Raw genomic sequence first — 13,676 nt, 5'->3', positions numbered from 1 at the left:
CCGGCCTTTCTGTATTCCAGACGGTTCGATGGGCGCTTCCGCGCGCGCCCACCTCCGGCCCCTCCTTGCAGGAGGGGAGTCAGCCTTACCCGGCCGCGGTCACCGGCGCGTCGGCGACCGCGTTGGTCACCTTGCAGCCCCAGACCGCGTAGAACAGGACATAGGCCGCGCACGCCGCCGTCACCAGGAAGCCCCAGTGCAGCCCGAACGCGTCGCCGATCTTGCCCTGGAACGCGGCGAGCGCGCCGCCCGCGATCGACATGATCAGCAGGCCCGAGCCTTCCTCGGTCAGCGGTCCGAGCCCACGGATCGCCAGCGCGAAGATGGCGGGGAACATGATCGAGAGGCCGAGCCCGACGACGATCAGGCCGTACATCGCGGCCGGTCCGGTCGCGAACACCGCGGTCAGCGAGCCTGCGATCGCGATCAGCGCGAAGATCGCCAGCACGCGCTCCGGTGCGATCCGCTGCATCAGCGCCGCGCCGGCGAACCGGCCGACCATCATCCCGCCCCAGAAGAGCGTGAGGTAGGTCGCCGCATGCTCCTGCGTCAGATTGGCGACGTCGGGCTGCGAGGCGAAGTTGATGAAATAGCTGCCCACGCCGATCTCGGCGAGCACGCACAGCGCAATGCCGACGCAGCCGAGGATCAGGTTGCGGTGGTTGAACAGCGAGAGGCCGCGGCGCGCCTCTGCCGAAACGCGCGAGGTCGCCGATCCCAGCGCAGGAAGCTTGGCGCGGGCGATCATCACGGCGAGCGCGGCCAGCACGATCGCGACGATGAAATAGGGAAGCTGGGTCGCCTGCGCGTCGGCGATCCGCTGCTCGGCGGTGAGCTGGGTGCCGTGCGCCGTGGTGCCGGCGGTGGTGCGCGCGAGGATCAGATACTTGCCGAACAGGATCGCCAGCACGTCGCCGGTGGTGTTGAACGCCTGCACCAGAGTGAGGCGCCGCTCGGCGCTCTCGGGCGGGCCGATCACCGCGACATAGGGGTTGGCCGCGACCTGCAGCAGCGCGATGCCGCACGAGACGACGAACAGCGACGCCACCGTCACGAAGTAGGAGATGAGATACGCCGCGAGGATCATGCCGAGCGACCCGAGCGTCATGACCGACAGGCCGACGGTCAGCGCGCGCTGATAGCCGATCCGCTCGATCAGCTTCGCCGCGGGAATCGACGCGAGCAGATAGCCGATGAACCAGACCGATTCGATCAGCCCGGTCTCGAAATAGCTGAGCTCGAACACGCTGCGCAGGTGGGGCAGCAGCGTGCCGTTGATGACGCTGATGAAGCCCCACATGAAGAACAAGGTGGCCAGCATCGATAGCGCGGCGCGGTACGGTACGCCGGCGACCGACGGGGCGCCGGGCTGGGGTGGGGCGGAAACGGCTGGCATGGGCTTGTTCTTCTCCTGCGAAGGCGTGTTCTAGAGTGCGACCGGCCAGCCATCGTCCGTCCAGCCGAGCGGCTGGATGCGGAGCGTCGGCACGCCGCGCGCTTGCGTATCATAAGCGTGGTAGACGATGTAATCCTGCTTCGGCTCGCGCAGGATCGCGATGTGTCCCGGTCCGACAAAGCGCTTCGCGGGATCGAGATCGGCGTGGAGGACGAGGAAGCCGCCGCCGTCGGTCATCTTCTTGCCCTTGCGATCGAGATAGGGCCCTTTGGGGTCCTTCGAGCGCCCCACCACGGTGTAATAGGTGCTCGCCGCGCCGCGGCAGCAAAAGTCGAACGAGGCGAACAGATAGTAGAAGCCGCCGCGGCGGATCACGAACGGCGCCTCGATCGCGCCGGGGCTGGAACGGCCGGCGATCGCATGGACCTTGCCGTCCTCGGCCGAGCGCAGCCCGGTCTTCGGATCGAGCCGGATCAGCTTGAGTCCCGACCAGAAGCTGCCGAACGCCAGCCATTGCCGGCCCTCACCGTCCTCGAAGGCATTGGGATCGATCGCGTTGAAGGCGTCGCTGGAGCCGGACGCGATCACCAATCCCTTGTCGGTCCAGACGGGGTTCTCGAGCGAGGGCGTCGTCACCAGCCCGATCGCCGAGCGGTTCTTCCCGAAGGTCGAGACCGAGTAATAGACGCGGTATTCGCCGTGCGAGAAGCTCACGTCGGGCGCCCAGATCCCGCGCGCGCCGGGCACCGCATCCTTCGTCCAGGCCGGCAACGCCGCGAACACGGCCGGCGCGTGCGTCCACGTCACCAGATCTTTCGAGGTGCGGATATGGATCAGCCCCTTGCCGTCGCGGTCCTGGCTGGTGGTGGTGAACAGATAGAAGGTGTCGCCCCGCCGGATGATCGCCGGATCATGGACGGGCGCGATGTCGCCGGCGAGGCGCGTATTGAGTGAGACCGGCGCAGACGAAGTCGTCTGCGCCGGTGCCTGCTCCCCCGCCGTCCCGGCGAGAAGCGCCGGGATCAGGAGGCCGAGGCGGGAGATGCGAATGGCGCTTCCCCCGCGCTTGTCAGTCGAACGAATAACGCAGCCCGAGCGCGAAGGTGCGCCCGAGGATCGACGAGCCGAAATTGTCGGTGTCGGGCCCGCCCGCATCGCCAAAGGCGTAATAGGACTGGCTCAGCTCTTCGGTCAGGTTGACTGCGTCGAGCGTCACGGCGAGCCGATCGTTGACCTTGGCGGTGAGCTGAAGGTCGAGACTCTTCTCGGGCCGCCGCCAGATGCCGATCGGGTTGGCGAACAGCGAGGCTTCGTTGTTGTTGAGGAACTCCTTGCGCCAGACATAGGAGAGGCGGGCGCCGACCGGGCCGTTATCATAGGCGAGCGTGACGTTGTACGAGAGGTCCGACACTCCGAAGAACGAGGTCTCGACTTCGCCGGTGGTGTTGCCCGCGGCATCCTGGATCGGGATGTTCTGCTTCGAATCGAGGAAGGTCACACTGCCCTGTACGCCGAGCCCGTTGAGCAGGCCGGGGAGGGTGGGGAAGTAGACCAGCCCGATCTCCGCGCCCTTCAGCACGCCTTCCGATGCGTTGGTCGGGCGGTTGATGATGAAGGTCGTGGTGTTGAGCCCGGTGCCGGTGACTTGCTCGATGCTGCGGAACGGCACCACCAGCCCGTCGATCTCGCGGCGGAACAGCGTGGCGTAGATCGCGCTGTCGTTCTCGAAATACCATTCGGCGCCCAGATCGTAATTGGTCGCCCGCGTCGGCCGCAGATCGGGATTGCCGCCGCTGCCCGAGCCATAGCCGACATTGGTCAGATCGCCGGTGAGCGTCAGGTTCGGATTGAGGTCGACGAAGTTGGGGCGGCGCAGCGTCTTGCCATAGTTGAAGCGCAGCCGGAGATTGTTGGTGATGTCGTAGCGTAAGGTCACGCTGGGCAGGAATTCGTCGGTGCTCGCCGAGGCAGCGGTGGCGTTGCCGCTGATCGCATCGAGGAAGTTCATTTCGGTTTTGACGTTGACGTAGCGCACGCCGGCCTGCAGCCGCAGCGGCCCGAGCTCGAAATCGCCCTGGAGATAGGCGGCCCAGGTCGTCTCGTCGATGTTGAAATTCTCGTTGAGCGAGAGCGTGTCGCTGGTCTCGATGCCCGGATCGACGGTGCTGCGATACAGCGCGCGGACATCGTCGGCATGGTCGAACAAATAATAGCCGTTGGCCACCACCCAGGTGCGGGGCACGTTCGAGCGACCGTCGAAGAAGGGCTTGTTGTAGAACTGGAAGCCCGGATCGAGCGAGGTCAGCGGCCGGCCGAGCGCCGGCGCGTCCTGCCCGCGTGACGCCTCGCTGGCGTTGCGCTTGTCCCAGCGCGCGCCGAAGCTGATCGTCTTGAGGAACGATCCGACATCGTAATCGCCGTCGATCGAGGCGGTCCACGCATTGCCCTTGTTGCGATTGGCGTTGTCGTAGAACTCGCCGACCGTCCATTGGTTGGGATCGCGCAGCAAGAGGTTGTTGTCGAACTGGAAGGCAGTGAGCCCGCCGCCCTGGTTGAAGTCCACGGTCACCGAATTGGCCACGCGCGTGGTGCGCATCGCGAGGAACGCGGTGTTGAACTCGCTCTTCTGGTATGAGGCGTCAGCGGCCAGCTTGAAGCGCTCGCCGATGTTCCATTCGCCGTTCAGCGCGTAAACGAAGCTGTCGGTGCTCTGCTTGGTCGCGTCGCCGCTGTTGAACTCGAACGGCGCGCCCACCGTGCGCGTCTTCATGATGTTGGTGTCGGGATAGAGGGTGAAGCTGCCCGCGGGATTGGGCCCGAGATTCCCCCACCAGTCGACGAAGGTGAAGAACAGGTTGTTGAACGTCGTGTTGCGATAGCCGTCCCAGAAGAACTCGAACGTGTATTTCGAGCTGTCGTTGGGCGCCCATTGCAGCGCCGCGTTGACCGCCGGCCGCTCGCGCTCGCCATAGAGATCGCTCATGAACACGGCGTCGCGCGAGAGATAATAGGGTACCTGCGCGCCGTTGATCGTCAGCGTCGAGCCGGGGGCGCTGGGCAGGCCCGGCTGGAGGCCGGGAGTCCAGAGCTGCTGCCCGGGCGCGCGCCCGTCGGTCGGCTGGATGCGCTCGAGCGGAGTCCAGCCCGCAGGCGGATTGGTCGCCGTCGCGAACGGCACCATCGCGCCCGCGGTCACGCTCTGGTCGCGATATTTGGTCTTGGCGTAGCTGACATTGACCAGCACGCCGATATCGCCTGCGCCGGTTTCCCAGCGGTTGCTGATCAGCGCGCTGATGTTCGGGTTAAACGTGTCGGCCTGTTCGTTGTAGATGCCGCGCGCCACGGCGGAGAAGGCGAAGCCGTCGAAATCGAGCGGGCGGCGCGTGAACACATCGACCTGGCCGGCGATGCCGGTCTCGATCTGCTCGGCCGCGCGGGTCTTGTAGACGTCGATCCGCTTGACGAGGTTGGCCGGGATGTCGGCCAGCGCGAACTGGCGGCCCGAGGCAGTGAAGATGTTGCGGCCGTTCCACGTCGTGGTGATGTCCGGCAGGCCGCGGATCGAGATCGCCGATGCCTCGCCGCCGGTGCGGTTGGTGACCTGCACGCCGGTGACGCGCTGCAGCGCCTCGACGACGTTGTTGTCGGGAAGCTTGCCGACGTCCTCGGCGACCACCGATTCGATGACCTGGGTGGCCTCGCGCTTGTTCTGCAGGCCTTCGATGAGGCTGGCGCGAACGCCGGTGACGACGATCTCGTCATTCTGCTGATCGGTCGTGTCAGCGGTCTGCGAGGGAGCCGGGTCGGTCTGCGCGGCGGCCGGAGCCGCGAACGAGACAAGGGCGACGAGCGACGCCGAACAGAGAATCCTGCGCTTCAGAGCCATATTTTTTCCCCTCTCCAGTCGTGCTCCCCGACGGGTAGGCCCGTTCTGACGAAACACGCGTGATTAGTCAGACAAAAATACGAACCGCGTAAATTCGTGCAAGCGCTTTGTGGCGGGATGCCTCGGCATTCGGGCAAGTCGCGCAGAAATCGTGGCTTTTTCATCGCACTTGACGTGGTGCGCGAGGGGGCTAGCTCGGGCTTCGGATGGATTGATCCGGCCGCAAGGCCCATATAAGTCTGACTAATACCGAATCGGAAGAGGATCCCTAGATCATGGCGTTCAGGCTCGTGCAGTTTCGTGATTCCACCGGCGGACGAGGCGTCGCGGCGTTCCTCGACGACGGCGCTGCGGTGCGGCTGAACGGCGTGACCACCACCTACGAGCTCGCGCTCGCCGCGATCCGCGCAGGCGAATCGCTCGAAGGCGCGGCGCGCGCCCGGGCAGGGGAGGCGATCGACCTCGCCACGGCCGAGGTCGAAGGCCGGCTGCTCGGCCCGATCGACCATCCCGATGCCGCGCATTGCTACGTCACCGGCACCGGGCTCACCCATCTCGGCTCGGCCGAGGGGCGCGACAAGATGCACAAGGCGGCAGCGGGCGGCACGCTCACCGATTCGATGCGCATGTTCAACATGGGGCTCGAGGGCGGCAAGCCGACCGACGGCACGCCCGGCGTCCAGCCCGAATGGTTCTACAAGGGCGACGGCTCCTCGCTGGTCGGCCCCGGCGAGCCGCTGCCTTCGCCTGATTTCGCGCTCGACGGCAGCGAGGAGCCCGAGATCGCGGGCATCTACATCATCGATGATCAGGGCCGCCCGCGCCGGCTCGGCTTTGCGCTCGGCAATGAATTCTCGGACCATATCACCGAACGCGGCAACTATCTGTGGCTCGCCCATTCGAAGCTGCGCCACGCGTCGCTCGGCGCCGAGTTGCTCGTCGGCGAGCTGCCCGCCGACGTGCGCGGCACCAGCAAGATCGTCCGGAACGGCGAGACGATCTGGGAAAAGCCCTTCCTGTCGGGCGAGGCGAACATGTCGCACGCCATCAGCAATCTCGAGCATCACCATTTCAAATATGGACTTTTCCGTCGTCCGGGCGATCTCCACGTCCATTTCTTCGGCACCGCGACCTTGTCCTTCTCCGACGGGGTGAAGACCGAGGAAGGCGATGTCTTCGAAGTCCTCGCGGCGCCGTTCACGCTGCCGCTGCGCAATCCGCTGCAAACCGTCGATGGCGGCAACGCGCGCGTGATTCCGCTTTAAATCGCGTTCCGACTCGGATTAATAAGACAAATCACAAACGGCCGCCGCGCCGACGAAGAGGGGAGAGTTGCATGAAGCACTGGAAACAGGGCCTGGTGTCGGTCGCGGCCACGATCGCGTTCGCGGCGCCGGCGCTCGCGCAGGCGCCCGTCGCCGTCACCGTGACGGTCGATACCGCGAAGGCGGGGCCGAAGATCGAACCGGCGATCTACGGTCAGTTCGCCGAGCATCTCGGGCGGGGCATCTATGAGGGCGTCTGGGTCGGCCCCGAGTCGCCGATCCCCAACACCAACGGCTATCGCAACGACGTGCTCGCCGCGCTCAAGCACATCAAGGTGCCGGTGGTGCGTTGGCCGGGCGGCTGCTTCGCCGACGAATATGATTGGCGCGACGGTATCGGCCCGCGCAGCAAGCGCCCGGTGCGGATCAATCGCCACTGGGGCGGCGTGACCGAGGACAATGCCGTCGGCACGCATGAGTTCATGAATTATTCCGAGATGCTCGGCGCCGACGCCTATGTCGCCGGCAATATGGGCTCGATGAGCCCGCGCGACATGAGCCAGTGGGTCGAGTACATGACTGCCGAAAAGGGCAGCCTCGCCGAGGAGCGCAAGAAGAACGGCCGCGCCGAGCCGTGGACGGTCAAATATTTCGGCGTCGGCAACGAGACCTGGGGCTGCGGCGGCAGCATGCGTCCCGAATATTCGGCGGACCTGCATCGCCGCTATCAGGAATTCGTCAACGCGCCGGCGGGCAAGCCGAGGATCGTCAAGGTCGCCAGCGGCGCCAATGCCAGCGACTATAACTTCACCGACGTGATGATGCGGCAGGCAGGCGACCGCATGAACGCGCTCAGCGTCCATTACTACACGCTGCCCACCGGCAAGTGGGACAAGAAGGGCGCCGCCACCGGCTTCAACGAGGACGAATGGGCCTCGACGCTCGGCCGCGCCACCTTCATGGACGAGCTGATCACCAAGCATGCCGCGATGATGGACAAGCATGATCCGCAGAAGCGGGTCGGCCTCTATGTCGACGAATGGGGCACCTGGTACGATCAGGAAGCCGGCTCGACTCCGGGCTTCCTCTATCAGCAGAACAGCCTGCGCGACGCCGAGGTCGCGGCGCTGACGCTCAACATCTTCCACCGCCACACCGATCGCGTGCGCATGGCCAACATCGCCCAGATGGTGAACGTGCTCCAGGCGATGATCCTGACCGACAAGGGCCGGATGGTGCTGACGCCGACCTATCACGTCTTCGACATGTACGTGCCCTTCCAGGGCGCGACGCCCTACGAGGCGGACGTCAAGGGGCCGAGCTACGAGCGCGCCGGGTTCAAGGTGCCGATGGTCGACGTTTCCGCCGCGCGCGGCACCGACGGCCGGCTCTATCTGTCGCTCACCAACACCGATCCGAACAAGCCGGCGCGGGTGACGACCAATTTGTCGGGCACCGCGCGCGGCCGGATCCTCACCGGCCCGTCGATCGACACGCACAACACCTTCGACAAGCCCAACACGATCCAGCCCGCGCCCTATTCGGCGCGCAGCTCGGGCGGCAAGCTGACCTTCGACCTGCCGGCCAAGTCGATCGTCGTCGTCTCGGTCGAGTGAGGTGCTGACGCGGCGGTTGTTCCTCGGTTCGGCGAGCGTTCTGGCGCTCGCCGGCCCGGCCTTCGCCCGGATCGTCGTCGACGAGAAGCCGATCAGGGCCCGGCCGCTGCCGCTCTCGGCGGTGCGGCTCGGGCCCTCGGTCTATCGTGACGCGGTCGAGACCAATCGTCGCTACCTTCTGTCGCTCTCGCCCGAGCGGCTGCTGCATAATTTCTACAAGAGCGCGGCGCTGCCGACCAAAGGCGAGACCTATGGCGGCTGGGAGGCACGCGGGATCGCCGGCCATTCGCTCGGCCATTATCTCTCCGCGCTCTCGCTGATGGCCGCGCAGACCGGCGATACCGCGGTGCGCGAGCGTCTGCGCCACACCGTCGCCGAGATGGCGCACGTCCAGGCCGCGCACGGCGATGGCTATGTCGGAGGCACCACCGTCGAGCGCGACGGCAAGGTGATCGACGGCAAGATCGTCTTCGAGGAGATCCGCAAGGGCGACATCCGCACCGGCGGGTTCGACATCAATGGCGGCTGGGTGCCGCTCTACACCTGGCACAAGGTCCATGCGGGGCTAATCGATGCGGTGCGCCTCGGCGACGTGGCTGAAGCGATGCCGGTGATGCTCGGCGTTGCGGGCTATCTCGGCACGATCCTCGAAGGGCTCGACGACGCGCAAATGCAGAAGCTGCTCGCCGCCGAGCATGGCGGATTGAACGACAGCTATGCCGAGACCTGGGCGCTCACCGGCAACCCGCGCTGGCGGCGCATTGCCGAGCGCATCTATCATCGGAAGGTCCTCGCGCCGCTCGCCGCGGGCAAGGACGACTTGCCCGGCCTCCACGCCAACACCCAGATCCCCAAGCTGATCGGCCTCGCCCGGCTCTACGAGCTGACCGGCGAGCAGCGCCACGCCGATGCCGCGCGCTTCTTCCACCAGACCGTCGCGCAGCATCACAGCTATGTGATCGGCGGCAATAGCGAGCGCGAGCATTTCGGCCCGCCCGATCAGATTGCGACGCGGATCACCGAGCGCACCTGCGAGGCCTGCAACAGCTACAACATGCTCAAGCTGACCCGGCACCTCTATGGCTGGGCGCCGGACGCCGCGCTGTTCGACTATTACGAGCGCATCCACCTCAACCATCTGCTCGCGCACCAACATCCGGGCACGGGGATGTTCGTCTACTTCATGCCGCTCAGCGCCGGCGCGAAGCGCACTTATTCGACCGCCGAGGACAGCTTCTGGTGCTGCGTCGGATCGGGGATGGAGACGCACGCCAAGCATGGCGAGAGCATCTACTGGCATGACGATGCGACGCTGTTCGTCAATCTGTTCATTCGCTCGACCGCCGCGTGGAAGGAGCGCGGGCTCGAGGTGGCGCTCGACACGGGCTATCCGTTCAGCGAGCAGGTCAGCTTGCGGGTGACCCGGGCGCCACGGCGCGCGACGGCGATCGCGCTGCGCGTTCCCGGCTGGTGCGACGCGCCGGTGCTGACGCTCAACGGCCAGCCCCAGCCGCTCGAGCGCGCGACCGGCTACGCCAGGCTCGACCGCCACTGGCGGGCAGGCGACCGGATCGACCTCACCTTGCCGATGCGCGTGCGCACCGAAGCCACGCCGGACGATCCGCGAATGCTTGCCTGGCTGAGCGGCCCGCTGGTGCTAGCCGCCGATCTCGGCCCGGCCGACAAGCCGTTCGACGGACCGGAGCCGGCGCTGGTCACCGAGGATCCCGTCGCGGCATTGACCCCGGTCGATGCCGCCGGGCACCGCTTCCACCTCGCCGATGCGCGGCCGCAGGCGCTGACGCTGGTTCCTTTCTTCGCCCAGCATGATCGGCGCACCGCGGTCTATTTCCCCCGCTTCACCGAAGCGCAGTGGAAAACCGAGGAAACGGCCTTTCGCGCCGAGGCCGCCGTCCGCGCCGCGCTCGAGAAGCGCACCGTCGACGTGGTCCAGCTCGGCGAGATGCAACCGGAGCGCGATCACGATTATCGCGCCAACCATAGCGACCTTTTCTCCTGGGGCGGTCGCAGCGCGCGGCAATTGCCCTGGGGCGTCGGCAACTACATGGAGTTCACGCTCGCGGTGCGTCCGGGGCCGATGCTGCTCAGCGCGCTGTATTGGGGCGAGGAAGTGGCCAAGAATTTCGACATCTCGGTCGAGGGTGCAAGGATTGCCAACGAACGTCGCGCCGCAGCGCCAGCGAAGCGCTTCGTCGCCGTGGAATATCCGATCCCCGAGGCGCTTACGCGCGGCAAGGACAAGGTTATCATCCGCTTCGAGACCAAAGGCACCGACGCGTTCGTCTATGAAGTGCGGACGCTCGCGCCTGCCGACGCCTGAAGGTGGCGCGCGGGCGATTTTCGCCGCGCGCCACTATCCTGCGGGCCGTCAGCTCTTCTCGTCGCCCTTGCACTCGCCGGTGCGGTGCGATTCCATCTTGAGCGTCATCGTGCCCGCCGACATCGGCTGGCCGGCCACGCCCGCGCTCTTGCTGGTCATCGTCATCGCGAAATTGTCGCTGGCGAATTGACCGGACATCGTCGCGTCGGTGGTAACGCCGCCATTCTTGCACTGCATCTTCGCGTCGATGCGGCCGTTCGCCATGGTGAAATGATCGTAGCGGCAATTCTGGTTGTCGCCCGAGAAGAAGTCCGCGGCCGGCTTCCTGGCCTGTTCGGGCGTGAGGCAGCTGGCGAACTTGTGCGCCTTGGCCAGCCCTTCCTTCATCTTCGCGGCGACCTCGGGCGGCACGCCCGGCATTTCCAGGTTGGTGACCGTCGCGGTGCCTTCCCAGCGGCCGGGCGACAGCGAGATCGCGCCGCCGCTCGCGGCGACCTTCTCCGCGACTTCCTTGGCGCTGGCATTGGTCGCCTCGACGCTCGGGCCCGAATTACAGGCGGACAGCGCCAGCGGCGCGAGCAGCAGCAGCTTCTTCATCGAAATCCTCCCCGTTGAACGCCGGCAGCATATGGACGCGGCACAAACGGGGCAAGCGCAGGTGCACCGGACAAGGACTGCGCCGCGACGAACTCAGCGCGGCTCGTCGCCCTTGCATTTGCCGGTGCGGCGCGCATCGAGTTTGATAGTCATATTATATGCCGACATCGGGCGGTTGGGCGTGCCCGGGGACTTGCTGATGATCGTCAGTTGAAGGCTGTCGCGCGTATATTGGCCGGCTGTCGTTTCGTGGACGACGAGGTCGCCAACGCGGCATTGCGCCCTGGCATCGACATGGCCGTTCGCCATCCCGAAATGCTCGTAGCGGCAATCCTTGCCGCCGCTGAAAAGATCCGCGGGGGGGCTGCTGGCTTGGGCGGGGGTGAGGCATTTGGCGAACACATCGCCCCTCGCCAGCGCCGCCCTTACCTGCGCCGCCGCTTGGGCAGGCGCGCCCGGCATTCCGAGGTCGGTGATCGTGGCGCGGCCTTCCCAGCGTCCGGGCCTCAGCACCGCCGGGCCGCTGCGCGCAGGGCGCTCGTTGGTGCCGGGCGTGGTCATGATAGCGGGACTCGACAGGCCGGCGGCCTGAAGCAAGGCGAGCAGCGCCAGCCACTTCATCGATTTCCTCCCCGTTCAACGCCTGCCAGCATAGGAACGGGAAGGAAGGGCGGCAATCGCGCATCGGCTCTCCCTGCCGTCGCACCCGCGCACGGCCGGAGCGGCGCTCGAGGGCAGGGGGCAGTGTCCGGTCAATGGTTGTGCCGCGGCACCCCGAAGGTCTGCGCCAGCTTCTGGTACTTCACCGCCGGCTCGAGCACCGCGCCGGTCTCGGCCTGGCCGACCACCGCGCGTTGCATCTCCTGCCACGGCGTCTGGCTTGCCGGGAAGGCGAAGCCGCCCTGCGCCTCCAGCGTCTTGCGGCGCTCGCCCAGTTCCGCGTCGGAGACGAGCATGTTGGCGCTGCCCTTGCGCAGATCGATGCGCACCCGGTCGCCGGTCTGGAGCAGCGCGAGCCCGCCGCCCGCAGCCGCCTCGGGCGAGGCGTTGAGGATCGAGGGGCTGCCGCTGGTGCCCGACTGGCGGCCGTCGCCGATGCAGGGCAGCGCATGGATGCCCTTCTGGATCAGCTGCGCGGGCGGGCGCATGTTGACCACCTCGGCAGCACCCGGATAGCCGATCGGCCCCGCGCCGCGCATGATCAGCAGCGTGCGCTCGTCGATGCCGAGCGCGGGATCGTCGATGCGGTGGTGATAATCCTCGGGTCCGTCGAACACCACGACCGGGCCTTCGAACGCATCGGGATCGTCGGGATTGGAGAGATAGCGGTCGCGGAATTCGTCCGAGATCACGCTGAGCTTCATGATCGCGCTGTCGAACAGGTTGCCGCGCAGCACCGAGAAGCCGGCCGCTTCCCTGAGCGGTGCCTCGTAGCGGCGGATGACCTTCTCGTCCTCGATCGTCGCGTCGCGGCAATTGTCACCGATCGAGCGCCCGTTGACGGTCAGTGCGCCCTCGAGGATCAGCCCCTGGCGCATGAGCTCGGCGACCACAGCGGGCACGCCGCCGGCGCGATAATAATCTTCGCCGAGATATTCGCCGGCGGGCTGGAGGTTGACGAGCAGCGGCACGTCACGGCCGTGCGCCTGCCAATCGTCGAGATCCAATTCGACGCCGATGTGCCGCGCGATCGCATTGAGATGGATCGGCGCGTTGGTCGAGCCGCCGATTGCCGAATTGACCCGGATCGCATTGAGGAACGCCTCGCGGGTCAGCACGTCGCTGGGCTTGCGGTCGGCTGCGACCATCTCGACGATCTGCAGCCCGGTCCGATACGCCGATTCCTGGCGGTCGCGATACGGTGCCGGAATCGCCGCCGAGCCGGGCAGCGACATGCCGAGCGCCTCGGCCAGCGAGTTCATCGTCGTCGCCGTGCCCATCGTGTTGCAATAGCCGGTCGACGGCGCCGAGGTGGCGACCAGCTTGATGAAGCCCTGATAGTCGATCTCGCCGGCGGCGAGCAGCTCGCGCGCCTTCCACACGATCGTCCCCGATCCGGTGCGCTCGCCCTTGTGCCAGCCATTGAGCATCGGCCCCACCGACAGCGCGATCGCGGGGATGTTCACCGTCGCCGCTGCCATCAGGCAGGCCGGGGTCGTCTTGTCGCAGCCGGTCGTCAGCACCACGCCGTCGATCGGATAGCCGTAGAGCGTCTCGACAAGCCCGAGATAGGCGAGGTTGCGGTCGAGCCCCGCGGTCGGGCGCTTGCCGGTCTCCTGGATCGGATGGACGGGGAATTCGATCGCGATGCCGCCGGCCTCGCGAATGCCCTCGCGCACGCGCTCGGCGAGCACGAGATGGTGGCGGTTGCAGGGAGAGAGGTCGCTGCCGGTCTGCGCGATGCCGATGATCGGCTTGCCCGATTGGAGCTCGTCGAGACTGATGCCGAAGTTCATGTAGCGCTCGAGATAGAGCGCGGTCATGTCGGCGTTCGACGGATCGTCGAACCACGCGCGGGAACGAAGCTTGCGCGGCGGAATGCTGGAATCGTACGTCATCGGATGCGGTAGAGCCC

Annotated in this window: 9 protein-coding genes; 3 read left to right on the top strand and 6 right to left on the bottom strand. The window is 66.5% G+C overall.

Annotated features, from left to right (window positions below):
* Positions 1-85: 85 nt before the first annotated feature.
* From E5A74_RS09115 to E5A74_RS09105, 3 genes are read right to left on the bottom strand one after another with little or no spacing between them, the layout of a single operon-like run.
* A complete protein-coding gene (locus tag E5A74_RS09115; protein ID WP_135984020.1) occupies positions 86-1,396 on the bottom strand; it encodes a sugar MFS transporter in 1,311 nt (436 codons plus the stop codon).
* A 30-nt stretch (positions 1,397-1,426) separates the two neighbouring features.
* On the bottom strand, positions 1,427-2,446 hold the full coding sequence (locus tag E5A74_RS09110) for an arabinan endo-1,5-alpha-L-arabinosidase (protein ID WP_420822494.1): 1,020 nt from the start codon (positions 2,444-2,446) through the stop codon (positions 1,427-1,429).
* A gap of 19 nt (positions 2,447-2,465) precedes the next feature.
* On the bottom strand, positions 2,466-5,282 hold the full coding sequence (locus tag E5A74_RS09105; protein ID WP_135984015.1) for a TonB-dependent receptor: 2,817 nt from the start codon (positions 5,280-5,282) through the stop codon (positions 2,466-2,468).
* 275 nt (positions 5,283-5,557) lie between these two features.
* On the opposite strand from E5A74_RS09105, the gene araD1 reads away from it, so the two are divergent.
* The 3 genes from araD1 to E5A74_RS09090 all read left to right on the top strand — a co-directional run bounded on the left by araD1 (position 5,558) and on the right by E5A74_RS09090 (position 10,504).
* Positions 5,558-6,547, top strand: coding sequence for an AraD1 family protein (araD1, locus tag E5A74_RS09100; protein WP_135984013.1), 990 nt, complete (start codon positions 5,558-5,560; stop codon positions 6,545-6,547).
* A 71-nt stretch (positions 6,548-6,618) separates the two neighbouring features.
* Entirely contained in the window at positions 6,619-8,163 is a 1,545-nt protein-coding gene (locus E5A74_RS09095) for an alpha-N-arabinofuranosidase (RefSeq protein ID WP_135984011.1), read from the top strand.
* A 1-nt stretch (position 8,164) separates the two neighbouring features.
* Entirely contained in the window at positions 8,165-10,504 is a 2,340-nt protein-coding gene (locus E5A74_RS09090; protein WP_135984009.1) for a glycoside hydrolase family 127 protein, read from the top strand.
* A 48-nt stretch (positions 10,505-10,552) separates the two neighbouring features.
* On the opposite strand, the gene E5A74_RS09085 is transcribed toward E5A74_RS09090, so the two are convergent.
* From E5A74_RS09085 to E5A74_RS09075, 3 genes are all read right to left on the bottom strand, one after another.
* Positions 10,553-11,101 carry a DUF3617 domain-containing protein gene (locus tag E5A74_RS09085; protein ID WP_135984007.1) on the bottom strand — a complete coding sequence of 183 codons (549 nt, stop codon included), beginning with the start codon at positions 11,099-11,101 and terminating at the stop codon, positions 10,553-10,555.
* A 93-nt stretch (positions 11,102-11,194) separates the two neighbouring features.
* The gene (locus tag E5A74_RS09080; protein WP_135984005.1) at positions 11,195-11,722 is read right to left on the bottom strand and encodes a DUF3617 domain-containing protein; all 528 of its coding nucleotides are present in this window, start codon (positions 11,720-11,722) and stop codon (positions 11,195-11,197) included.
* A 131-nt stretch (positions 11,723-11,853) separates the two neighbouring features.
* Positions 11,854-13,659, bottom strand: coding sequence for an IlvD/Edd family dehydratase (locus tag E5A74_RS09075; protein WP_135984003.1), 1,806 nt, complete (start codon positions 13,657-13,659; stop codon positions 11,854-11,856).
* Positions 13,660-13,676: the final 17 nt, after the last annotated feature.

Origin of the sequence: Sphingomonas naasensis, from assembly GCF_004792695.1 — a bacterium.
GTDB classification, from domain to species: domain Bacteria; phylum Pseudomonadota; class Alphaproteobacteria; order Sphingomonadales; family Sphingomonadaceae; genus Sphingomonas; species Sphingomonas naasensis.
This window is presented reverse-complemented; position numbering and strand designations above follow the sequence as displayed.

What these genes read in the sequence shown, in the direction of transcription:
- araD1 (WP_135984013.1), top strand. Translation starts at nt 5,558, where the DNA reads ATGGCGTTCAGGCTCGTGCAGTTTCGTGATTCCACCGGCGGACGAGGC.
- E5A74_RS09085 (WP_135984007.1), bottom strand. Translation starts at nt 11,101, where the DNA reads ATGAAGAAGCTGCTGCTGCTCGCGCCGCTGGCGCTGTCCGCCTGTAAT.
- E5A74_RS09115 (WP_135984020.1), bottom strand. Translation starts at nt 1,396, where the DNA reads ATGCCAGCCGTTTCCGCCCCACCCCAGCCCGGCGCCCCGTCGGTCGCC.
- E5A74_RS09075 (WP_135984003.1), bottom strand. Translation starts at nt 13,659, where the DNA reads ATGACGTACGATTCCAGCATTCCGCCGCGCAAGCTTCGTTCCCGCGCG.
- E5A74_RS09105 (WP_135984015.1), bottom strand. Translation starts at nt 5,282, where the DNA reads ATGGCTCTGAAGCGCAGGATTCTCTGTTCGGCGTCGCTCGTCGCCCTT.
- E5A74_RS09080 (WP_135984005.1), bottom strand. Translation starts at nt 11,722, where the DNA reads ATGAAGTGGCTGGCGCTGCTCGCCTTGCTTCAGGCCGCCGGCCTGTCG.
- E5A74_RS09095 (WP_135984011.1), top strand. Translation starts at nt 6,619, where the DNA reads ATGAAGCACTGGAAACAGGGCCTGGTGTCGGTCGCGGCCACGATCGCG.